Annotated in this window: 16 protein-coding genes; 4 read left to right on the top strand and 12 right to left on the bottom strand. The window is 62.5% G+C overall.

Features of this window, described 5'->3' with window-relative positions; translation table 11 throughout:
- Positions 1 to 2 precede the first annotated feature (2 nt).
- The 5 genes from CGL56_RS10685 to CGL56_RS10705 form a co-directional block, all read right to left on the bottom strand.
- A complete protein-coding gene (locus tag CGL56_RS10685) occupies positions 3 to 1,238 on the bottom strand; it encodes an alanine dehydrogenase (RefSeq protein WP_099106551.1) in 1,236 nt (411 codons plus the stop codon).
- A gap of 3 nt (positions 1,239 to 1,241) precedes the next feature.
- Complete coding sequence (tsaE, locus tag CGL56_RS10690) at positions 1,242 to 1,676, bottom strand: tRNA (adenosine(37)-N6)-threonylcarbamoyltransferase complex ATPase subunit type 1 TsaE (protein ID WP_099106552.1); 435 nt, start codon at positions 1,674 to 1,676, stop codon at positions 1,242 to 1,244.
- Between the two features lie 83 nt (positions 1,677 to 1,759).
- Positions 1,760 to 2,410, bottom strand: coding sequence for a YceI family protein (locus CGL56_RS10695; protein WP_167641693.1), 651 nt, complete (start codon positions 2,408 to 2,410; stop codon positions 1,760 to 1,762).
- A 122-nt stretch (positions 2,411 to 2,532) separates the two neighbouring features.
- Entirely contained in the window at positions 2,533 to 3,966 is a 1,434-nt protein-coding gene (gene gndA, locus CGL56_RS10700) for an NADP-dependent phosphogluconate dehydrogenase (RefSeq protein ID WP_099106554.1), read from the bottom strand.
- 192 nt (positions 3,967 to 4,158) lie between these two features.
- Entirely contained in the window at positions 4,159 to 4,602 is a 444-nt protein-coding gene (locus CGL56_RS10705; protein ID WP_099106555.1) for an RpiB/LacA/LacB family sugar-phosphate isomerase, read from the bottom strand.
- 112 nt (positions 4,603 to 4,714) lie between these two features.
- On the opposite strand from CGL56_RS10705, the gene zwf reads away from it, so the two are divergent.
- On the top strand, positions 4,715 to 6,247 hold the full coding sequence (gene zwf, locus CGL56_RS10710) for a glucose-6-phosphate dehydrogenase (RefSeq protein ID WP_099106556.1): 1,533 nt from the start codon (positions 4,715 to 4,717) through the stop codon (positions 6,245 to 6,247).
- Positions 6,248 to 6,399: 152 nt separating this feature from the next.
- A complete protein-coding gene (nadB, locus tag CGL56_RS10715) occupies positions 6,400 to 7,998 on the top strand; it encodes an L-aspartate oxidase (RefSeq protein WP_099106557.1) in 1,599 nt (532 codons plus the stop codon).
- A gap of 82 nt (positions 7,999 to 8,080) precedes the next feature.
- On the opposite strand, the gene CGL56_RS10720 is transcribed toward nadB, so the two are convergent.
- The 4 genes from CGL56_RS10720 to CGL56_RS10735 all read right to left on the bottom strand — a co-directional run bounded on the left by CGL56_RS10720 (position 8,081) and on the right by CGL56_RS10735 (position 15,446).
- Positions 8,081 to 9,421, bottom strand: coding sequence for a RagB/SusD family nutrient uptake outer membrane protein (locus CGL56_RS10720; RefSeq protein ID WP_099106558.1), 1,341 nt, complete (start codon positions 9,419 to 9,421; stop codon positions 8,081 to 8,083).
- A 28-nt stretch (positions 9,422 to 9,449) separates the two neighbouring features.
- A complete protein-coding gene (locus tag CGL56_RS10725) occupies positions 9,450 to 12,587 on the bottom strand; it encodes a SusC/RagA family TonB-linked outer membrane protein (protein WP_099106559.1) in 3,138 nt (1,045 codons plus the stop codon).
- A gap of 195 nt (positions 12,588 to 12,782) precedes the next feature.
- Positions 12,783 to 14,378: an ATP-dependent DNA ligase gene (locus CGL56_RS10730; protein ID WP_099106560.1), complete on the bottom strand. Its 1,596-nt coding sequence runs from the start codon at positions 14,376 to 14,378 to the stop codon at positions 12,783 to 12,785.
- A 21-nt stretch (positions 14,379 to 14,399) separates the two neighbouring features.
- Complete coding sequence (locus tag CGL56_RS10735) at positions 14,400 to 15,446, bottom strand: ligase-associated DNA damage response exonuclease (RefSeq protein WP_099106561.1); 1,047 nt, start codon at positions 15,444 to 15,446, stop codon at positions 14,400 to 14,402.
- A gap of 333 nt (positions 15,447 to 15,779) precedes the next feature.
- Here CGL56_RS10735 and CGL56_RS10740 point away from each other — a divergent pair, with 333 nt between their 5' ends.
- The gene (locus tag CGL56_RS10740) at positions 15,780 to 16,424 is read left to right on the top strand and encodes a hypothetical protein (protein ID WP_099106562.1); all 645 of its coding nucleotides are present in this window, start codon (positions 15,780 to 15,782) and stop codon (positions 16,422 to 16,424) included.
- Between the two features lie 5 nt (positions 16,425 to 16,429).
- Here the strand turns inward: CGL56_RS10740 and CGL56_RS10745 are convergent, their stop codons facing one another.
- The 3 genes from CGL56_RS10745 to CGL56_RS10755 form a co-directional block, all read right to left on the bottom strand.
- Complete coding sequence (locus tag CGL56_RS10745; protein WP_099106563.1) at positions 16,430 to 17,176, bottom strand: HpcH/HpaI aldolase family protein; 747 nt, start codon at positions 17,174 to 17,176, stop codon at positions 16,430 to 16,432.
- Positions 17,177 to 17,199: 23 nt separating this feature from the next.
- The gene (locus CGL56_RS10750) at positions 17,200 to 19,092 is read right to left on the bottom strand and encodes a CocE/NonD family hydrolase (protein WP_099106564.1); all 1,893 of its coding nucleotides are present in this window, start codon (positions 19,090 to 19,092) and stop codon (positions 17,200 to 17,202) included.
- Between the two features lie 86 nt (positions 19,093 to 19,178).
- The gene (locus tag CGL56_RS10755) at positions 19,179 to 20,066 is read right to left on the bottom strand and encodes an SMP-30/gluconolactonase/LRE family protein (protein ID WP_143470685.1); all 888 of its coding nucleotides are present in this window, start codon (positions 20,064 to 20,066) and stop codon (positions 19,179 to 19,181) included.
- 198 nt (positions 20,067 to 20,264) lie between these two features.
- Here CGL56_RS10755 and CGL56_RS10760 point away from each other — a divergent pair, with 198 nt between their 5' ends.
- Positions 20,265 to 22,454, top strand: coding sequence for a S9 family peptidase (locus tag CGL56_RS10760; protein WP_099106566.1), 2,190 nt, complete (start codon positions 20,265 to 20,267; stop codon positions 22,452 to 22,454).
- Positions 22,455 to 22,631 lie beyond the last annotated feature (177 nt).

Raw genomic sequence — 22,631 nt, forward strand, 5'->3', positions numbered from 1 at the left:
GGCTACAGCCCGCTGGTCATCAGCAGGTCGATGTCCGTATGCCGCATCTCGAAGCGCTGCCCCAGGTAGCGGTTGGTCAGGCAACCCCGGAAGGTGTAGATGCCGTGGCGCAGCCCCGTATGGTGGAAGAGGAAGTGCTCGAAGTTGCGTGCCCCTTCGGCCCGCAGCAGTAGCGGGGTGAGGATGTTGCTGACGGCAATAGAGGCCGTGCGCCCCACCCGGCTGGCGATATTGGGTACGCAGTAGTGCACCACGTCGTGCTTCAGGAAGGTGGGTTTGTCGAGGCTGGTCAGCTCGCTGGTGGCGAAGCAGCCCCCCTGGTCGATGCTGACGTCGATGATGACCGAGCGGGGCTTCATGGAGCGGACCATGTCCTCGCTTACCACGATGGGCGCCCGACCGTGCTCGGCGTGGATGGCCCCGATGGCCACCTCGGCGTCGAGGAGTTCGCGGCGCAGGTAGACCGGGTTCATGGCCGAGGTGTAGAGCTGGCGGCCCACCGAGGTCTGCAGTCGCATCAGCTTGTGGATGTTGTCGTCGAAGATGCGCACTTCGGCCCCCATGCCCAGGGCTGCCCGGGTGGCGTATTCGGCCACTACCCCGCCGCCGAGGATGACCACCTTGGCGCTGGGTACGCCGGAGATGCCCCCGAGCAGGATGCCGGGGCCACCGTGGCTGGTACTGAGCAGCTCCGCGGCGGTCTGGATGGCGGAAATGCCCGCCATCTCGCTCATGATGCGGACGATGGGGAAGCTGCCCTCGTCGTCCTGCATGTATTCCATGGCCAGGGCGATGATGCGCTTGTGCTTCAGGCGGTAAAGGTATTCGGCGTTGATGATGGGCAGCTGGAGGGGGGAGATGAGGATGCTACCCTCCTGCATCATCTCGATCTCGTCGAGGGTGGGCGGCGCCACCTTGATGATGACGCGGGCCCGGCGGTACACCTCCTGGGCCGAGTAGGCGATCTCGGCACCGCATTCGCTGAAGTCGTGGTCGGTAAAGTTGCTCGAGGCGCCGGCCTGGGTTTCTACCAGCACCCGGTGGCCCCGGGTCGACAGGGTATGCACTCCGCTGGGGACGATGGCCACCCGCTTCTCCTGGAGGGTGATCTCCCGGGGGATTCCAATGAACAGCTCTTCGGACTTCGACTCTACGGCCAGGGTCTCGGACTGGGTCTGGGCGTAACCCGACGTCAACTCCTTGGGTACGTCGATCTTCTCCTTTTCCTTACTGCTCATACCTTAGCTTGCGGATTCACCCCCGGTAATGTTCAAACGTCGCTGCGCTCCACCCTGAGGATCGTGGCCCAGGCGCAGAAAAACAACGTCGGGGGGCAGCAAGGGTTCTATCACCGCCGGCCATTCTACGAAGACGGCCCCGGGGGCGGTGGCCAGCAGCTCCTCCAGGCCGGCATCCATAGCTTCCTCCACGTCTTCCAGGCGGTAACAATCGAGGTGGTAGATCACGCCATACGCCCCGTCGTACTCATTCACGATACTGAAGGTGGGACTGGACACCGGTTCGTCCACCCCCAATTGACGGCACAGTTCGGCCACCAGGGTGGTCTTGCCGGCCCCGAGCTCGCCGGTAAGGGCAAAGACGCGGTCGCGGCCCCATTCCCGCAGTACCCGGGTGGCCACCCGGGGCAAATCATCAAGGGTATACCAAATGTCCATGCCGCAAAGCTAGCCCATAAAAAAAGAGGTTGCCCGCCTGCGGCGGACAACCTCTCCATGGGGTTTTGATACTTAGCGCTATGTTATTGGCGGGCTACCACGCTCAGGTTCAGTCCTACCTCATCCTTGATGATGTTGTCCTGGGCGATGCCGGCGATGGAGCCGGAGCCGTACTGCATGCCCCACTCCGTGCGGTCGATGACGAAGTCGGGAGTGGAAGCGGTGATCTGGTTGTCCTCCACGGTGATCATGGCGGGGATGGTGATGCTGCGGGAAGTACCCTTCAGCGTCAGGTTGCCGGTGATCTCGTGGTTGTATTCGGCCTGTCCGTCTACGGGGCTCACGCCGGTGATTTCGAAGGTAGCGGTGGGGTGCTGGGCTACGTCGAAGAAGTCGGCACTCTTGAGGTGGCCTTCCAGTTTGCCCTTGCCCTCGCCTTCGAGGTCGCGGTTCTCCAGGCGGGTTACGTCCAGGACGAAGGTGCCGCCCACGAGCTCATCGCCGTTGGCGGTCAGGGTACCGCTCTGGATGGGGATGATTCCATCGTGGCTGCCACCGACGAGTTTGCTTCCCTCCCACGCTACGGCGCTGGCCGAGGTGTCGACGGAGAAGGTAGCGGTAGCGTCAACCGACTGCTCGGCGGCTACGGCGTCGGAAGATTCAACCTCGGTGCCGGAAGGACCACAGGCCACAACCAGCAGGGAAAAGAAGAAAAGGGTGATGTAAGCTTTCATAAGGGATGAATTGGGGAAAAGGGAGGACCACCGGTTCCGGTGGGTACACCTGAATAACCGATGTAGGTACATCTAGTTTAATGAACCCACAAATTTAATGTATCTACAATTGACTGCCCCGCTTATTTTTCGTGCACCGTCGGCGAATCCCACTTGGAGTGGAAGATGCCTTTCTGGTCGAGGCGCTCGTAGGTGTGGGATCCGAAGTAGTCGCGCTGGGCCTGGACCAGGTTCAGCGGTAGCCGTTCGCTCCGGAAGGCCTCGAAGTACTGCAGGGCCGACGAGAGGCACATGCTCGGCACCCCGCGCTCGTTGGCCTGGTGGAGTACCTCGGCCAGGGAATCGCGGCAGGCGTGGAGGTCTTCGCGGAATTCGATGGTGGCCATCATGTTTTTCAGTCCTTCCCGCTTGCCGTAGGCCGAGCGGATGGTTTCCAGCAGTCCGGCCCGGATGATGCAGCCGCCCCGCCAGATGCGGGCGATGCCCTCCAGGTCGAGGTTGTAGTTCATTTCTTCGCTGGCCTCGGCGAGCATGTGCATGCCCTGGGCGTAGCAGACGACGAAGCCGAAGTAGAGGGATTCCTCCACGGCATTGGCCAGCCCTTCACCCTTCAGCAGCACCTCGTCCGGGTGGACTACGGTATAGAGCTTGGAGTTGTCCTGGCGGTACTCCTTGAAGGCCGAGATGGCCCGCATGGTGACGGCCGAGTCGATGGTGGGGATGGGCACGCCGATGTCCATGGCCGACTGGCTCGTCCACTTGCCGGTACCCTTTTGCTTGGCCTTGTCGAGGATGACGTCGAGCAGGTGGCTGTCGGTCTGCTCATCCCGGAACTTGAGGATGGCCGCGGTGATCTCGATTAGGTAGCTGTTCAGGCGCCCGTCGTTCCAGCGGCTGAAGAGGGCCGACATTTCGTCGTTGCCCATGCCGCCCACGCGCTTCAGGACGTCGTAGGCTTCGGCGATGAGCTGCATCAGGCCGTATTCGATGCCGTTGTGGACCATCTTCACGTAGTGGCCGCTGCTGCTTTCCCCGATGTAGGTTACGCAGGGCTCCCCGTTCACCTTGGCGGCAACGGTTTCCAGGATCGGCTTCACCTCCTCCCAGGCGCTGCGGTCGCCGCCGGGCATGATGCTGGGGCCCAGGCGGGCGCCCTTGGCTCCCCCGGAAACGCCGGTGCCGAGGAAGCGGATGTTCTTGGTTTTCAGGTATTCGTAGCGGCGGTTCGTATCGTCGTAGTGGCTGTTGCCGCCGTCGATGAGGATGTCGCCCTCGTCCAGCAGGGGCAGCAGTCCTTCGATCACGTTGTCGACGATCTTGCCGGCGGGCACCAGCATCATGATCTTGCGGGGGCGGCTGAGCAGGCTCACGAACTCCTGCTGGGTGTACACGCCCTTGACGCGCATGTCCTTCCCCTCTTCGTTGAGGGCGTCCACGGATTCCCGGTTGATGTCCGTACCCAGGGCACCGAAGCCATCGTCGGCTACGTTGAGCAGGAAATTGCGGCCCATTACGCCGAGGCCGATCATGCCGAAATCATAAAGTTGCTGGTCCATCTATTCAATACGTTTTTGGTGCGCCGGAGCGCGGGTGCAGTGCGAATCAGTGGGGCGGTGCCCCGGAAAGCTTGGCCTTGGTCTAAAGGTTACGGGCGGGAATGGTTCGTTATAAGTAAAAGTAGCGCTTCTATGGTGGAGGCAGGCCGCGGGGGGATCTTGCCCCTTGACCGGGCACCCGCGCGCCGCCGCCTACTTCTCCAGTTCGGCTACCTTGCCCATGCGGCGTTGCTGGCGGGGCAGGTTCTGGTAGCTGGCGCCGAGGAAGTGGTTGAGCAGCTCCTTGGCCAGTTCGATGCCGATGACGCGGCCCCCGAGGCAGATCATGTTCATGTCATCGTGCTCCACCCCCTGGCGGGCGCTGTAGCTTTCGTTGATGAGGCAGGCCCGCACGTTGTTGATCTTGTTGGCCGCGATGCTGGCCCCTACCCCGCTGCCGCAGACGGCCACGCCGCGCTCCACCTCACCGGCGCCCACGGCCCGGGCCAGGGGTACCACGTAGTCGGGGAAGTCGTCGGCGGCGTCGTAGGTGAAGGCACCGAAGTCCCGCACGGTATGCCCCTGGCTTTCCAGGTAGGCCTGCAGTTGTTGCTTGAGTTCAATGCCGCCGTGGTCGGTAGCGATGCCGATAGTCATGGAACGCGAATTTTAAAAGATGGGCCTAAAATTACCTTGTCGCGGCCGTAAACCTTATAAAAAGTGGGACCTTTGATATGGAAACCGATTACGCAGCACTTTTCACTCCCGCATGGCCAATACACTCGACTCCCACATCCTGATCATTTACGGCGCTTCCGGCGACCTGGCCCAACGCAAACTCATCCCCGCCGTTTTCGATTTGTACCGGGGCGGCTACCTGCCCGAGAATTTTGCCCTGCTGGGGGCCAGCCGGACCGACTTCACCGATGAGGAGTTCCGCAACAAGGTGGTCTTCGAGAACGACCTGTTCGACAAGGAAGGCCACGAGGACAAGCTGGAGGCCTTTTCCCAGCTGCTCTTCTACCAGGACCTGAAGACCTACGACGGCGCCGAGGACGTGAAAAAGCTGAAGGCGCGGCTGGAGGAACTGGGACAGGAATTCGGCACCGGCTCCAACTACATCTTCTACCTCTCCACCCCGCCGAAGCTTTACAACACCATCCCGAAGGCCCTGGCCGACGTGGGGCTGAACAAGCCCGAGGGCGGCTGGTCGCGGCTGGTGGTCGAGAAGCCCTTCGGCTACGATGAGGCCTCGGCCCGCCAGCTCAATGAAGAGCTGCAGTCGGTTTTCCACGAGAACGACATCTACCGCATCGACCACTACCTCGGCAAGGAGACGGTGCAGAACCTGCTGGTGACCCGCTTCGCCAACGGCTTCTTCGAGCCGCTCTGGAACCGCAACTACGTCCAGTCGATCCAAATCACCGCCGCGGAGACCGTGGGCGTGGGCAGCCGGGGCGGCTACTACGACGAGAGCGGTGCCCTGCGCGACATGATCCAGAACCACCTGCTGCAGGTGCTGGCCCACGTGGGCATGGAGCCGCCCATCCGGGCCGACGCCTACTCCATCCGCGGCGAAAAGATGAAACTGTTCCAGGCCCTGCGCCCCATCCGCGGCGAGCAGGTGGCCGAGCAGGTGGTGAGGGCCCAGTACACCGCCGGCAAGACCAAGGACGGCGAGGTAGTGGCCTACCGCGACGCCGAGGGCGTGCCCGACGACAGCACCACGGAGACCTACGTGGCCATGAAATTCTTCATCGACAACTGGCGCTGGGCCGGGGTGCCCTTCTTCATCCGCACCGGCAAGTGCCTGCCCCTGAAGGTCACCGAGGTGGTGATCACCTTCAAGAACCCGCCCCAGGCCCTGTTTGCCCAGTACGACGACTACGCCATCAAGTGCGACAACCAGCTCATCATCCGCATCCAGCCCGACGAGGGCATGGCCATGGAGTTCGGCATGAAAGTACCCGGAGAAGGCTTCCGCGTGAAGAACGTGGACATGGACTTCTTCTACCGGGAGCTTACCACCAAGGACGTCCCCGAATCCTACAGCCGCCTCCTGCTGGACTGTATGAAGGGCGATCCCACCCTGTACGCCCGCGGCGACAGTGTCGAGCAGGCCTGGGCCTTCGTCGACCCCATCCTGGAAGCCTGGAAAAAGGAGGAAGCCCCCCTGGCCTTCTACGAGGCCGGCACCTGGGGGCCCGAGGAGGCCGACCGCCTCTGGGACGGCATCGGTGGCGGCTGCTGGCGTAACCCGGACAGCTCGCTGACCGAAAAACGGCACTACACCGAGCTTTAAGGATAGAATTTGGAGTGAGTGAATTTGTGCTTGACTGAATCCGTGGTTTTACAAACCCCGGCGTGTTATGCCTTTCCATTTACCCGGGAGACGAACCATTCACTCACTCCCTCATTCATTCCTTCCACCCTTCACCTCTCCACCCCCTGACCATGATCACCGACGTACTCATCATCGGCTCCGGCATCGGGGGCCTCAGCACCGGCATCAAGCTGGCCATGCTGCGCCCCGACCTGAAGATCGACGTGCTCACTAAAGTCAACGAACGCGAAAGCAACACCAGCTACGCCCAGGGCGGGGTGGCCGCCGTGTGGGACCACGGGGCCGACAACTACGAAAAGCACATCGCGGATACCCTCGACGCCGGGGCCGGACTGTGCGACGAGCACATCGTGCGCATCGTGGTCGAGGAAGGCCCCGAACGGGTGGAGGAGATCATCGAATGGGGCACCCGTTTCGACCTCGACCAGTTCCAGAAGTACGACCTCGGCAGGGAGGGCGGCCACTCCGAGAACCGCATCCTCCACTACAAGGACCTCACCGGGTGGGAGATACAACGCGCCCTCAGCGCCAAGGCGGCCACCCTGGATAACCTGGTGGTGCACGAGCACTACTTCGCCCTCGACCTGCTGACCCAGCACCACCTGGGCCACATCGTCACGCGGCTCACCGCCAACATCGAATGCTACGGGGCCTACGTACTGAACAAGGAAAACTGGGAGATCAGCACCATCCTGGCCCGCACCACCGTGCTGGCCGCCGGCGGCAACGGACAGATCTACCGCAGTACCACCAACCCAGTCATCGCCACCGGCGACGGGCTGGCCATGGCCTACCGGGCCAAGGTGCACCTGGAGAACATGGAGTTCGTCCAGTTCCACCCCACGGCCCTCTACAACCCCGGACTGGAGAAGCAGGCCTTCCTAGTCAGTGAGGCCGTGCGCGGCTTCGGCGCCATCCTGAAGCGGCCCGACGGAACGGAGTTCATGCACGACTACGACCCCCGCGGCAGTCTGGCGCCCCGCGACATCGTGGCCCGGGCCATCGACAACGAAATGAAGGTGACCGGAGCGGAGTATATGTGCCTGGATTGCACCCACCTCGACCGGGAGAAGTTCATGGCCCACTTCCCCACCATCTACGAGAAGTGCAAGGAGAAGGGCATCGACCCCCTGAAGGACCTCATCCCCGTCACCCCGGCCTGCCACTACATGTGCGGCGGGGTGCAGGTGGACGAATTCGGCCGCAGCTCCGTGAACCAGCTCTACGCCTGCGGGGAGTGCACCAGCACCGGACTGCACGGCGCCAACCGCCTGGCCAGCAACAGCCTCTTGGAGGCCCTAGTGTTCGGCCACCGCATCGCCCACTCCATCGCGGCCAACATCGACAACTGCAAGCTGGAGGAGCGTATCCCCCAGTGGGAGCGTACCGGCACCACCGAGCCCAAGGAGCAGGTACTCATCACCCAGAGCACCAAGGAACTCAAGGAAGTGATGTCGAGCTACGTGGGCATCGTCCGCAGCGACAAGCGCCTCAAGCGCGCCAAGGACCGCCTGGAACTCCTCCACAACGAAACCGAGGAGCTCTACCGCAACAGCCTGGTGAGCCCCCAGCTATGCGAATTGCGCAACCTCATCACGGTGGGCTATCTGGTGACCAAGGCCGCCTCCCTGCGCAAGGAAAGCCGGGGGCTGCACTACACCACCGACTATCCCGAGAAGGCGGAGTTTGTGCAGTATTCGGTGCTGTAGCCGGCCGGCAACGGATGTTGAAAACAAAAACCCCGTCTCGCGCTTGCGGGACGGGGTTTCTTCATTCAGGTAGGCCCGAATCCTAGTTGTAGCCGGTATTCTGCTGCAGGTTAGGGTTGGCCACCATTTCCCGGGACGGGATGGGATAGACCAGTTCGGGGGCGTCGTAGCTGAAGTTGCCGACCGAGCCCTGCAACCGCTTGATGTCGTGGATGCGGAAGCCTTCAAAGGCCAGCTCCCGGCGACGTTCCAGCAGGATGAAGGACAGGTCAACTTCGTCGCGGCTCTCCAGACCGGCCCGCCGGAGCAGTCGGTTGATGTCGGCGGTGGGGGTGGCGCCGACTTCAGTACCGAGCCGTTCGTTGGCCTCTGCGCGGATCAGGTACATCTCCGCCAGGCGGATGAGGGTGACGTTGGCGAACTGGTTGTTGAACTTGCCGGTGTAGGTCACGCCGCCGCGCTCGAAGAACAGGTCGCGCCGGTCGTCTTCCGCGGCGTAGAGCGCCAGGTGGGCGGGCAGCACCTCGATATCGCCGTCGCGTCCGCCGAATTCGGGGACGGAGAAGAAGGTGGTCAGGTTATTCACGCCGTCCTGGCTGCTGACCTGCATGGCGAAGATGTCTTCGGTGGAGTTGCTGCCGTTCATGAAGGCCGAGGCGTAGTCGGGGGTCAGGGAGTAGAAGCCACTTTCGATCACCGTATTGGCGGCGTCGCGGGCCTCGGCGTAGCGGTCCATTTGCAGGTAGACGCGGGCCAGGAGGGCCGTGGCGGCGTAGCGGTCGGCGAAGATACCGTTGGTGGCGGGCAGGAGGTCGGCGGCGGTGGTCAGGTCTTCCAGCACCTGCTCGTAGCCCGCGGCCACGGAAGCCCGGCTGACGTTATTCTCCTCCGAGATGCCGCGGGTTGGCGTCAGGATCAGGGGTACCCCTAATTGGTCGTTGGCGGCGCCGCCCTCGTAAGGCTGGGCGAAGAAGCGGAGCAGGTCGAAGTATACGAGTCCGCGGATGAAGCGGGCCTCCCCCTCCACGCGGGCGCGGTCGTCGGCGTCGACGACTTCCAGGGCGGAGAGGACGTTGTTGACGGTATTGATCACCTGATAGCTTTCCAGCCAGGTTTCCTCCGCGTCGAGGTTGCCGACCGAGATCTGCTTGCGGGCGATCTCGTCGGGGCTGTTGAAGGTGCCGACGAAGAGAATCTCACCGGTGCCGCCCAGCAGTTCGGCGTCGCGCAGGTTGTTGCCGCCGTAGAGGTCTCCGCCGCCGAGTTGGTCGTAGGCGCCCACGAGGACGGCCTTGACAGTGGCGTCGGTGCCGAGGGCGACGTCTTCACTGACGTTCTGGAAGGGCTGAATTTCCAACTTGTCGCTGCAGGCGGCGGTCAGCAGTCCGATGCCCAGAAGTAGAAAAGTATTCAGAATTTTCATGGTATGATTGTTGGGTAAGGGACGGGGGTTAGAGGCCGACGTTCAGCCCAACGATGATCGTGCGCGGCTGGGGGGCCGTGTAGAAATCGACGCTGGTGAGGATGTTGGGCGAGCTGTCCGAGAGGAAGTCGGCGGCCACCTCGGGGTCCCAGCCGGCGTAGTCGGTGATCAGGGCCAGGTTCTGGCCGGTGACGTAGAAGCGCAGGCGGTTCAGGCCGATGCGGTCGACGAGGTTGGCGGGCAGTTCGTAGCCGAGGGTGACCGTCTTGAGGCGGATGAAATCTCCGCTACTCAGGTAGCGGCTGCTGCGGCCGTTGTCGGCGTTGCCCCAGAAGAAGCGGGCTTCGGGCACGTCGGTGTCGGTGTTCTCCGGGGTCCAGGCGTCCAGCTGATCGCGGGTCTGGTTGTCGAACCAGCAGCCGCCGCAGCTCTGGAAGACGCCGGCGGAGTTGTGGACTTCGTTGCCGAAGCTGCCCTGGAAAAAGACGTCCAGGGTGAGTCCCTTGTAGCTGAAGTTGTTCGTCCAGCCGGCCAGGGTGGTCGGCAGGGCGTCGCCCAGCATGACGAAGTTGGCCTCGTTGGCGTTGTTGGTCGTGGCCTCGGGGTCGATGATGTTGCCTTCGTCGTCGCGGGCGTTGACGTAGAACAGCCCGTCGCCATTCGCGGGGTCCACGCCGGCGTACTCCAGGCCGTAGAAGGCACCGAGGCTTTCGCCCACCTTCACCACATTCATGTAGCGGCTGCCGCCGTCGTCGATGATGTCCTGCCCGGGGGCCAGCGACAGGATCTCGTTCTGGTTGTAGGAGAAGTTAAAGCTGGTGTTCCAGCCGAAGGCCGCATCGGACACCACGGCGTTCAAGAGCAGCTCCACCCCGCGATTGCGGAGCTCGCCGAGGTTGCGGAACTGGCTGCGGAAACCGGAGGTGCCGGGTACGGGCACGTTCAGCAGAAGGTCGTTGGTGTTCTTGACGTAGTAGTCGAGTTCACCGCTGAGGCGGTTGTTGAACACGCCGAAGTCGATGCCCACGTCGAACTGCTTAGTGGATTCCCAGGTCAGGTCCGGGTTCGGGATCTGCACGGGGGCCAGTCCGGACACCCCGCCGTAGCCGGAAGCGCCGTAGAGGCCGAGGCTGGCGAAGTTGCTGATGTCGGCGTTGCCCGTCAGGCCGTAGCTGCTGCGGAGCTTGAGGTAGCTGAAGACGCCGTTGTCCTGCAGGAAGTCCTCCTCGCTCAGTACCCAGCCGGCGGCCACGGCGGGGAAGAAGCCGTAGCGGTTGTTGGCGCCGAAGCGGCTGGAGCCGTCCATGCGGGCGCTCAGGCTGAAGAGGTACTTGCGGTCGAAGTTGTAGTTGGCGCGCCCGAAGTAGCTCAAGAAGGTGAACTCGGTCAGGGTGGAGGAACCACCGGTGATGTCGGCCGCGCTGGCGATGGTGCGCAGCTGGTCCAGGGGGAACTCCTGGGCGTCCACCTCGAGGTCCTCGCTGGTCGACTGCTGGAACTCCACCCCACCGACGAAGTCGACGTTGTGGCCGGCCGCGAATTCCCGATTGTACAGCAGCAGGGCCTTGGTAGTGTAGTTGACGATGGAGCTCCAGCGGCTATCGGCAAAGCCGTTGGTGGCCTCCCCGCCGTCGGTCAGGCGGCCCAGGAAGCGGTTCTGCTTGATGTTGGCCACGTCCACCCCGGCCTCGGCGCGGGCCGACAGGCCTTTGGTAATGTCGAACTGCCCGAAGACGTTGCCCAGGGTACGGTAGCTGACCGACTGCTTCTCGCTGTTGGCCAGTTCCACCAGTCCGTTGTAGTAGGTGGTGACGGGGCGGTCGAACAGCTGGCCGGGGGCGTAGCCCTGGTATACCTCGTCGGTGGTGTTGCGGACGGGGGTGATGGGGGCCAGGGCGATCAGCTGCAGCGGGGTGCTGAACTGGTTGTCGTTGCTGACGCGCTCGTTGTCGCTCCGGCTGAAGCCGAGCCGCATGCCGTAGGTGAAGCGATCGGAAGCCTCGGCGTCGAGGTTCAAGCGGGTGCTGAGGCGCTGGAATCCGTTGCCCGCCAGTATGCCCTCCTGGTCGGAGTAGCCGAAACTGGCGTAGTAGGCCAGTTTCTCGCTGCCGCCACTGAGGCTGAGGTCGGCGTTCTGGTTGCGGCCGGTCTGGAAGGCCTCCTCCTGCCAGTCGGTATTGGTTTCGTTGTTGCGCCAGTCGCTGGGACCGCTGTAGCGATCGAAGCGTCCCTCCACGAAGTCGGTGTAGGCGGCGATGGTATTTTCCAGGGTGTAGTCGCTGCCCAGACCGAACTCATCGAGCTGGTTGGCCCAGTCGTAGCGGGCGCCCCCCTCGGCGGTTTGCCGGAAGAAAGAAACGAACTCCTCGGCGTCCATGAACTCCCGCAGCCGGCTCGGCTCGCTGGCGCCGGTGCTGAGGTTGACATTGATGCGGGCCTTGCCGCTCTTGCCCTGCTTGGTGGTCACCAGCACCACCCCGTTGGCGGCCCGTGATCCGTAGATGGCCGCCGCGGAGGCGTCCTTGAGGATCTCGATGGACTCCACGTCGTTGGGGTTCAGGTCGGCCAGGAAGTTCTGGCTGCCGGAGCCGGGGCTGCTGAAGGTGCCGCTGGTGATCGGCACCCCGTCGACGACGTAAAGCGGCTGGTTACCGGCCGAGATGGAGGAGCTGCCCCGAACGCGGATGTTGATCCGGCCGCCGGGCTTGCCGCTGACCGCCTGGACGAACACGCCCGCGGAACGCCCCTGCATGGCCTGCTCGACGCTGGACACCGGCAGGTTCTCGATGGCGGCCCCGTCGATCTGGGCAACGTTGCCCGTGAGGGTGCTGCGGATCTGCTTGCCGTAACCCACCACGACCACCTCGGACAGTTGGGCGGCGTCTTCGGACAGGATGATCTCGAGGGTGGTACTTCCGTCGAGGGTGATGTTCCGGGTAGCGAAGCCGGTGTAGGAAACGACCAGTTCGGTCACCTCGTCGGCTACCGTGAGGGTGAAGTTTCCGTCGATGTCGGACACGGTACCCGTGCTCGTGCCCTTGGCCAGCACCGAGGCACCGATCAACGGCATACCGGACTCATCAGAAATCGTTCCCTCGATCACGCGCTGGGCAACCAGCCCCAGGGAAAGCCCCAGGCCGAGAACGGCGAGTAGTAGTTTTTTCATAACAGTGGTGAATTATATGAACCGCCAAAGGTAGGTTGACCCATTTGATTGTCGAACCGACCTTTTTCCCGGATCTGTTACGGGCAACCGCCGCCTGCCCTGTCCCGCCGGAAGGTAAGGATCTCGCAATCAGGCAAGTGTTGGCCGGCCGGGTTTCCGGAGGTTATTGCGTTCACCGGTTCCACGGCACCCGCGTTACCCGCCGTAGGCTTCCAGCAGCGCCTCCAGGTCGTCCTTGGTATTGGCTTCCGCGGCGGGCTTGTCCTGTCGCCATCGCAGCATCCGCGGGAAGCGGAGGGCTACCCCCGACTTGTGGCGGCTGGACTTCCGGATGCCCTCGAAGCCGATCTCGAAGACCTGCTTCGGCTTTACGCTACGGACGGGACCGAAGCGCTCCACGGTGTTGCGGCGCACCCAGGCGGTGATCTTGTTGAACTCCTGGTCGGTGAGGCCGGAGTAGGCCTTGGTGAAGGGTACCAGCTGGTCGCCGTCCCACACCCCGAAGGTGAAATCGGTGTACAGGTTGGCGCGGCGGCCGTGGCCCCGCTGGGCGTACATCATGACGGCGTCGATGGTGAGGGGGTCCACCTTCCACTTCCACCAATCGCCCTTTTTGCGGCCCTGCTTGTATGCACTGTCGAGCCGCTTGAGCATGATTCCCTCGCTGAATTTCTCGCGGGCGGTCTCCCGCTCGGCGGCCAGGTCATCCCAGTCGCTGAATGCGAAGACGGGGGAAAGCTGCAGCACGCCGCCGGTGGGATTATCCTCAAGCAACCGCTCCAGCAGTTCGCGCCGTCCGGCCATGGGCAGCTGGCGGATGTCGCGCCCCTCGTACTCCAGGAGGTCGTAGCACATAAGGATCACGGGGGCGTCCTTCAGCAGTTTCTTGCTGACGGTCTTGCGGCCGATGCGGGTCTGCAGTACGTTAAATCCGAGGGGCTGCCCGTCCCGGAAGGGCAGGATCTCCCCGTCGATCACCGTGCCGTTCGGGATGGCGGAGGCCAGCACGTGGTATTCCGGATACTTGTCGGTGACGAGCTCCTCCCCCCGCGACCAGACGAACACCTCGTCGTCACGCACGATCACCTGTCCCCGGATGCCGTCCCACTTATGTTCGGCCTGCCAGTCGGCGGGGTCGCCCAGCTGCTCGGCGGGCTGCTCCAGCTGGTAGGCCAAGTAGAAGGGATAGGGGCGGGAGATGTCGTCGGTAGCGGATTCGCTGTGGATCAGCTCCTCAAAGGTGGTGTCGTTAGGCGTCCAGTTGCCCATGAGGCGGTGGGCCAGATTGGTTTCCTCGATACCCGTGGCTCGGGAGAGGGCACGGGTCATCAACTTCTGGCTGACGCCCACGCGAAAGTTGCCGGTGATGAGCTTGTTGAAGAGGTAGCGTTCGGTAGTGTCGAGGCCCCGCCAGGCTTCCTGCACGGCCTCCTTCTTGCCCTCCTCGTCGTAGTCGGCGAAGCGCTGGATGTACTCGATCCAGTGGGTGAGGGTGTGGTCGTAGTCCTGCTCCGGCGGCGGGAGGATCAGGGCAATGGTTTCGGCCAGGTCGCCCACCACGTGGTAGCTTTCCTCGAGGATCCAGGGGTCGATGCCGCTGAGTTCCGAGGCCCAGGCGCGCAGGAGCTTGGAGTTCACGGTACGGCGCGGCCGGCGGTGACTCAGCAGGGCGACCGTCCACAGTTTATCCTCGTCGTCCACCTGCTGCAGGTAGTCGGCCAGGGCATCCACCTTGGCGTTGGTCTTGGTGGTGCGGTCGAGGCGACGGAACATTTCGGCGAAGTTCTTCATCCGGCTACCCTTTGTTTACTGCTAGTCGGCATCGGCCGCGGCGTTTTCCTTTTCGGTTTCTTCACTCCCCTTGGATTCAATCTCGGCCAGCTCGCCCTCGTATTCCGTGTGGAGCTCCACGGCGTTGAGGCCCTGCTCCCGCAGGTACTTGCTGAAGATGGCGGTGTAGCCGTGGGTGACGTAGATGTTCTCGGCCCCGGTGAGGTCGATGGCTTCGAGCAGACTGGGCCAGTCGCAGTGGTCGCTGAGCACGAAGCCCCGGTCGGCACCCCGGCGGCGGCGGGCCCCGCGGAGGGTCATCCAGCCGGAAGCCGCGCCGATGGAGGCGTTGCCGAATTTCTTCACCCAGGGCTGACCGATGGCGCCGGGGGTGGCTACTACAATGCTGCCGGGGTACTCTTTCTTGTTGATCTCGCGGGTGACGCGGGTGGTTTCCGGCAGGCTGAAGCCCTGGGCACGGATGACCTCGTTGGTATTCTCGATGGCCCCGTGGGTAAATATCCTGCCGATGGAGGGGTCGAGTCCGTTGAGCAGCCGCTGGGCCTTGCCGAGGGCGTAGCCGGTGAGGATGGCCGTGCGGCCTTCACTGGCGGTTTGCCGCCACCAGTCGTTGATGTCGGCCATCACCTCCTCCTGGGGCGTCCAGCGGTAGACGGGCAGGCCGAAGGTAGATTCGGTGATGAAGTGGTGGCACCGGACGGGTTCGTAGGGCTGGCAAAGGCCATCGTCCTCGAGTTTGTAGTCGCCACTGGCTACCCAGATCTCGCCCTGGTATTCGACACGGATCTGGGCCGAGCCGATGATGTGTCCCGCCGGGTGGAAGCTGAATTTAACGCCGTTGATGGTGCGTACCTCCCCGTATTCCACGGTTTCCTGCTTGATGTCGCCGAGGCGGTAGCGGATCACGGGCGCCGCGGCGCGGGTGCAGAGGTAATACTTGTTGCCCCAGCGGGAGTGGTCGGCGTGGCCGTGGGTGATCAGGGCGCGGTCTACCGGCTTCCAGGGGTCGATGTACACATCGGCACGTTCGCAGTAGATCCCGCAGTCGTTGAAGGTCAGGAGGGGCATTGGGGGTGGAACGGGGGTGGGCGGGTAGAGGTTTGGTGCGCAAGCCCTCTGCTACGCTGCGCGCTGTGGTGACCTTGCCCGGGGTAGAACCCGTCCCCTCCGGGGCCGGGATTCACTACCTGGCTTTGGCAGCGTCGTGCCGCTTTTTATCCGCAAGGCCCCCGCCGCGCTGCGCTTTGCGGTGACCTTGCTAGGGCAGAACCCGTCCCCTCCAGGGCCAGTACTCCGATTATGTGCCTTTTACCCTTACCTGCCCTAACCGTCATGCGCTATTGGGCGTCCCCGGGGGTCGGGGGTGGTCGATTCGTGGCTGCTGCTGTATATTTCTTGCCTATGAAACTCGACTGGCAGAACCACCTGGTAAACTTCGTCCTCATTGTCTTCAGTATTCTACTGGCTTTCCAGTTGGAACGGTGTTCCAGCGAGCGGAGGGAACAGCAATTGGTGGACGCCCACCTGGCGGAAATCGTGAAGGAAACCCGTTTTAACCTCGACAGTCACCGGGAAACCATCGAAGGACAACGCAAGCAGCAGGTGTTCCTGGATTCGCTGCTCAGGCTCATCCGGTCGAGTAGTGACCCCGCGGAAATCAATCCGGTAGTCATGCAGGCCATGAATATGTCGCTGCCGTTCACCAAGACGACCGCCTACAATACTTTTCTGCAGACCGGAGATATTCGGTACCTGAATGATTTCGAGGTCAAATCCGAGCTCATTTCCCTGTACGAGTTTTACAAGATCGCGGAGGTGTACAACGAGTTGATGGTGGAGAACTACGACAACGGTTTCTTCAGCCACATCAAGGCGCACCTCGACATCGTGGGCCAGGAACCGCAACAACTGGAAGCGTACACCGATCGCGGTTTTGTCAATTCCATCGCCTCCGTACGCTACTTCCTGACGAACAGCATCGACATGCTGGAGAACGACTGCCAAAGGATGGAAGCCTTCCTGGACCGGCGGGAACTGGCGAAGTAAGAAAACTATCTCCAGACCTTCATCCACTCCCCCAGCCCGTGCTGGAAGACGATGTCCTCCGTACCGCAGGTCACCAGGTCGAAGCCGCGGGCGACCAGCCCCTCTACATCCCCGGGGCGGATGGTGAAGATCCCCGTGAACAGGCCGTTTGCCTTGCCCACCTCCACCACCCGGTCGAGGACGCCGGAGAGGGTGGGGTCGGAAAAGTTCGCCCGCTCCGCCAGCCCCAGGCTTACGCTCAGGTCCCAGGGACCGATGTAGAGCCCGTCCAGTCCCGGGGTGGCGGCAATCTTGTCCAGCTCCGCAACGGCACCCGCCGTCTCAATCATGACGAAGGTGAGGGTGTGGTCGTTGGCGTCGGCGAAGTAGTCCCCCCGGTGGTGGAGGTTCGCCCGGAAGGGTCCGAAAGAACGGTTACCGAGGGGTGGGTATTTGGCGGCCCGGACGAAGGCCTCCGCTTCCGCCGCGGAATCCACCATCGGACAGATGATGCCCTCGGCCCCGTAGTCCAGGGCTTTCATGATCAACTCCGGACGGTTCCAGGCCAGGCGGCACAGGGACGTGGCTCCCCCGGCCCGGATGGCCTGCAGAAGACCGAGCACGTGGGCATCCTCGATCGAACCGTGCTGCAGGTCGAGGGTGATGCTTTCCACTCCCATTACCCCCATACGCTCGGCAAGGGCCGGGGCGGGCACGGTCATAAAGAGGTTGTACAGGGGCCGGGATTCGGCGAGTCGTTGGCGGAGCGTCATGCCGGTCGGCTTTGGTTCGTGGTTTACCGCCGGGAGGGACTTCCGACTACTGGGAGGCGGACTACACTCGGGTATTCCCGGGAATGGTGAATGGCGTTGCGGGCCACTACCCCCTCCTTTTCGTCGTAGTTGTTGCCTCCGGTGTTCAGGTTGCGGTCGAAGCGGGGGAAGTTGGAGCTGCTCACCTCGATCCGCACCCGCTGCCCCTTCTTGAAGAGGTTACTGGTACTCAGGGGGGTCAGGTCTACCTTGTACACCTTGCCCTTCTCCATGAACACTTCCTTGTCGTAACCCTCCCGGTAACGCACCCGCTGGATGGTCTCGTCCAGGTTGTAGGCGCTGCCGTCTTCCTCGACCACGATCAACTTGAGGGTGAGGTCGGTGTCCTTCACGTCGCTGCTAAGGTAGAGGGTGGACTCCACGAAGCCGGTCACTTCGGTGTCTTCGGTAAAGGGCTCCGAGGTGTAGACGAGGATGTCGTTCCGGGTTTCCATGGGCCGCTGGTCCATGCTCCCACCGTCCACCGCGTCGCCGGTGCAGCAGACGTTGCCGCCGTAGCTGGTCACGGGGTTCATGGGGTCGTAGACGTAGTGATCGGGCTTGTCCTTGGCGGGGGCCTGGGCCGTCAGTCGGCCGTTGCCGTAGAGGGTATTGGCGCCGCCGTCACTGTCGAGGTAGAAGGGCACGAGTTCCGCGGCGGGCGGGGGCCAGGCCGTGGTGGTATTCCACTCGTTGCTGCCCATGGTGTAGTAGGTCACACGGGCCAAAGTGTCCACTATTGAGGCCGGGGTGGTGTCATCCTTCAGCCACTTGTCGAAGAAGCCGTAGATCAAGGCGTCGTAGTCGTAGCGGGCGTCGCCTACGCTACGCTCCCCGACGATGGTGTTCTCGGTGGCGCGGGTGTAGGCGCAGTGGAGGGTGGGTGCGATCCAGAGGAACTGGTTCTCGCGGGCTTCGGCGGATTCGGCGTTTTCGCGCACGTGATTAAACAGCGCCAGATTGGGGCTGATCGACACATCGTACCAGCTGGTGAACCAGAAGGTGGGCACGTCGAAGGGCATATCGTCGTGGTAGAGTCCGCCCTCGTACCAGGCCGGGTCGTTGGGCTTGCGGGCGATCATGTCCTCGTAAATCCCCTTGGGGCCGTGGTTGGCCGACATGATCTCGTCGACCGGCAGGGTGGAGAGCATCTTCTTCGAGGAAATTTCCGGGTACTCCGGCTCCAGGTCGTAGAAGCGCTGCAGGCGGAGCAGGTCTTCCCGCGGCAAACCTTCCGGTAGCCTCGGGGCCATGGGGTCGTGCTGAACGTGGTAGAGCCAGCTGGTGAAGAGCATCTGCTGGGCCCCGCCGCGGTACCAGTTACCCTGCTCCATGAACTCCCCTACCCGACCTACGCCGGCGCCGTAGCCCATGGGTACCATGGCCTTCAGGGCGGGGTGGTCCAGGCTGGCTACGGCCATTTGCCATTCGGCGGTGGAGCTGCAGCCGTAAAGCCCTACGTTTCCGTTGCTCCAGGGCTGGGTGCTCATCCACTCGATGGCGTCGTAGCCGTCGGTCAGCGGCACGCCGAGGATGTCCCAGTCGCCCTCGCTGTAGTAGCGGCCGCGCTCGTTCTGCACCACGTAGGCGTAGCCGCGGCTCACAGCTTCGTAGGCCCGCTCGTAGTTGCGCTCCTGCTCTTCACCGTCTACCCAGCCGTTGAATTGGTAGGGGGTCCGGACAAAGATGATGGGGGCTTGGTCTACTCCCTTGGGGCGGTACACATCGGTGGCGAGGCGCTTGCCATCCCGCATGGGCACCATTATTTTCTGCTCGATCTCGGCAATCTTCTCCAGCCGCAGGTAGGCGTCGGAGGATTGGGCGCAGACGCAGGTGCCGTATAAACAGAGAAAGAGCAGGGTAATAGTGCGATACATAGGGTGTCATTCGGTTAAGGGTGGGGAATATACGCCCGGTTCCCGAGCTGCAACCAGCAACCAGAAACCAGCAACCAACCAAATCCCTACCCCTCCCAATTGACCCGGTAAGCCACCACCCGATTCCCGAAGAAGGTGGGGACTAGCACCAGTTGACTTTCCGGCAGGTAGAAGATGTCGGCGGTTTTGTCCTGCTCGGCGGAGCTGGTGAAGATGCTGGTCGCTTTCCAGTCCGGGCTCACGTAGTGGATCTCCCCGCCCCAGCGGCTCACCAGGTAGCCGCCATCCTCCAGGGCAACGATTCCGTCGGGCTGAACTCCTTGCACCAGCACCTCGCGGCTACCGTCCTCCTTCAGGCGACTGAGGGTTTCGGCACCGGTATCGCCAAGGAGTACGCCCGCTGATGTGACGAGCACGCCATTGGGCCGCTCCATGCCTTCGGTAGCGACCTCCCAGCCGGTGCCGGGGGTGCCGCGATGAACGCGCCCGGTCTGGGAATCACTGACGTAGATCGTCCCGTCGTCGGCTATGTCGATATCATTGAGGCCCGCCGCGCCCTCCAGGACGTAGCGGTTCGCTATTTCACCGCTTTCCAGGTCGATCTCGACCACGGCGTCGATGTCGGCGACGTACAGCATTCCGTTGTGGGTACCCATCCCCTTGGGAGCGTTGAGGCCGGTGGTCCAGCGGGCGTTGGTTACCTCACCCTCCGGGGTCACGATTCCGATGCTGCCCTGCCCATCCATTTCCCAGGGGCCGTTCTCGATATTGGCGGTGTAGAGCCGGCCGCGGTCCGCGTCGTAGTACACGCTCTCTACCGTAGTGAGGCTGGTATCGGTTTCCCATACCTTTTCGAGGGTGGGAACCGTCCGGGCCGCGGGGGCGTCGGCCTCGGCGGCGGCTTGCGTAGGGCCGTTGGCGGGTCCGCAGGCCAGGAACAATACGGGTAAGCTGAGTAGAAAGCGGTACATCATAGCTGGGTGGGTTGAAACCTGAAAATAAGGTGCTGCATCGGAAAGACCAGCAGCCAGCCTGCCCCGGGCCCATTTTTTTGCCAGCCGGGCGTCCCGGGCCAATTGCTCCATGTACCTGAGGCTCAAAAGGAGGAAGTGCACAACCACTCCCCCGCCCGCGCCGTTTCGTATTAGATTTGCCACCCCAAAATTTACCGAATGCGTATTTTATTGTTCCTCCTGTTGGGGGCAACCCTTCCCCTGACCGCCCAGCAGAAAGCCATTTCCCTCGAAGACATCTGGTCTTCCTACATCTTTTCTCCTGATGGAGTCAGCGGCTTCAATTTTCTGCAGGACGGCAGTTCATACGCCGAACTCGAGGGCAACGCAGTGGTCACCTACGACATCACCACCGGCGAGGTGGCCCGCACACTGGTCGATGGCAACGCCCTGCCCACCGATGGCGGCTTCAGCGGCCGCATTGACGACTATACCCTGAGCGACGACGAAAAGAAGATCCTCATCAGCAGCGAAACCGAGCAGCTCTTCCGCCGCAGCTCCCAGTCAAATTACTTCGTGTACGACGTAGCCTCCGGCGCCCTCAATCCCGTCTACCCCGAGGGCAAGATCCGCCTGGCTACCCTGGACCCCACCGGCCGGCGCGTGGCTTTCGTAGTGGACAACAACGTCCACATCAGGGACCTGAGCAGCGGCCGCCTCACCCAGGTGACGGAGGACGGCGAAGTCAACGCCATCATTAACGGAGCCACCGACTGGGTCTACGAAGAAGAATTCGGCTTCAGCAAGGCCCTCTACTGGAGCCCCGACGGCAAGCGGCTGGCCTACCTGAAATTCGACGAGCGGGCCGTTCCCGAATTTACCTACACCGATTTCCACGACGGAGCCTACCCCGAGTACAACACCTTCAAATACCCCAAGGTCGGGGAGGAGAACAGCACCGTCAGCCTCCACGTCTACCACCTGGAAAAGGATGAAACCACCGACCTGCTCACCGTCAACGGCGACGACAGCGGCAGCTGGCACTATTTGCCCCGCGTGCAGTGGACCACCGAAGCCGGTGAACTCACCGCCCAGCGCATGAACCGCCATCAGAATGAACTGGAACTCCTCCTCTTCGACCTGAAAAAGGACAAACAGCGCACCCTGCTGGCCGAAAAGAACCCCTACTACGTGGACGTCCACGACAACCTCACCTTCCTCGACGACAGCTTCATCTGGACCAGCGAGCAAGACGGCTACAACCAGATCTACCTCTACGGCCTGCAGGGCGGGAAACCCCAACAGATCACCGCCGACTCCTTCGACGTGACGGAGTTCTACGGCGTGCACGACGGCCGCATCTACTTCCAGGCCGCCGGGCGGAACCCCATGCAACGGGAGGTCTACACCAAGCAACTGAAAGGCAAGGACCGCCCCCGCCCCCTCGCGGCCGCCGCCGGCTACAACGACGCCCAGTTCTCCGGCAACTACGACTATTTCGTGCTCACCAATTCCACCATCAACCGCCCCGCCAAGGTGGTGGTGATGGACCACACCGGCACCGAGATTCGCGAAATCGTGACCAACCAGGAACTGGCCGAGACCATCCAGGAGTACGGCTACCAACCTGCCGAATTCTTCACCTTCACTACCGAGGAAGGCACCGAACTCAACGGCTACATGATCAAGCCGGCCAGCCACGCAACCGGACAGCAGCACCCCCTGCTGATGCACGTCTACGGCGGCCCCGGCAGCCAGCAAGTACTCGATAACTGGCGGGGACAGAACATGGCCTGGTTCCAGCTGCTGGCGCAGAAAGGGTTCGTCGTGGCGGTTGTCGACAACCGCGGCACCGGCGCCCGCGGCCAGGAACTGAAAAAACAGACCTACCTCACCCTGGGCAAGCAGGAAACCGAGGACCAGATCAGCGCCGCCAAATACCTTGGCTCCCTGGACTTCATCGACGCCAACCGGATCGGCATCTTCGGCTGGAGCTACGGAGGCTTCATGGCCCTCCACGGCATCCTGCAGGGCAACGACGTCTTCGCCGCCGCCATCGCCGTAGCACCGGTGACCAACTGGAAGTGGTACGACACCATCTACACCGAGCGCTACATGCGCACCTACGCCGAAAACAAGGAAGGCTACGACCGCAACAGCCCCATCAACTACGCGGACCAGCTCCGCGGCGACCTGCTGCTCGTGCACGGTATGGGCGACGACAACGTCCACTTCCAGCACACGGCCGAAATGGCCAACGCCCTGATCATGAACAACAAGCAGTTCGAAACCTACTTTTACCCCAACCGCAACCACGGCATCTACGGAGGCCCCACCCGGCTGCACCTCTATACCAAAATGACCAACTTCCTGCTGGACCATCTGGGGCAGGATACCAACACGAAGTAAACATTCGCCCTACTTTAGGGGCTTCTATCAGTAACCTCCAAAGCTAAAACGGCCGTCCAGCAACGGCCCCCATGCTTCGAAAGGCTCCGTCATGACCCGGCGGAGCCTTTCCTTTTTACCCGGGCTGACACTGTCGCCCTGCCCGATACAGTAGCATCCAACGAGGTAATTAACATA

Source organism: Neolewinella marina, assembly GCF_002631205.1.
Lineage (GTDB): Bacteria > Bacteroidota > Bacteroidia > Chitinophagales > Saprospiraceae > Neolewinella > Neolewinella marina.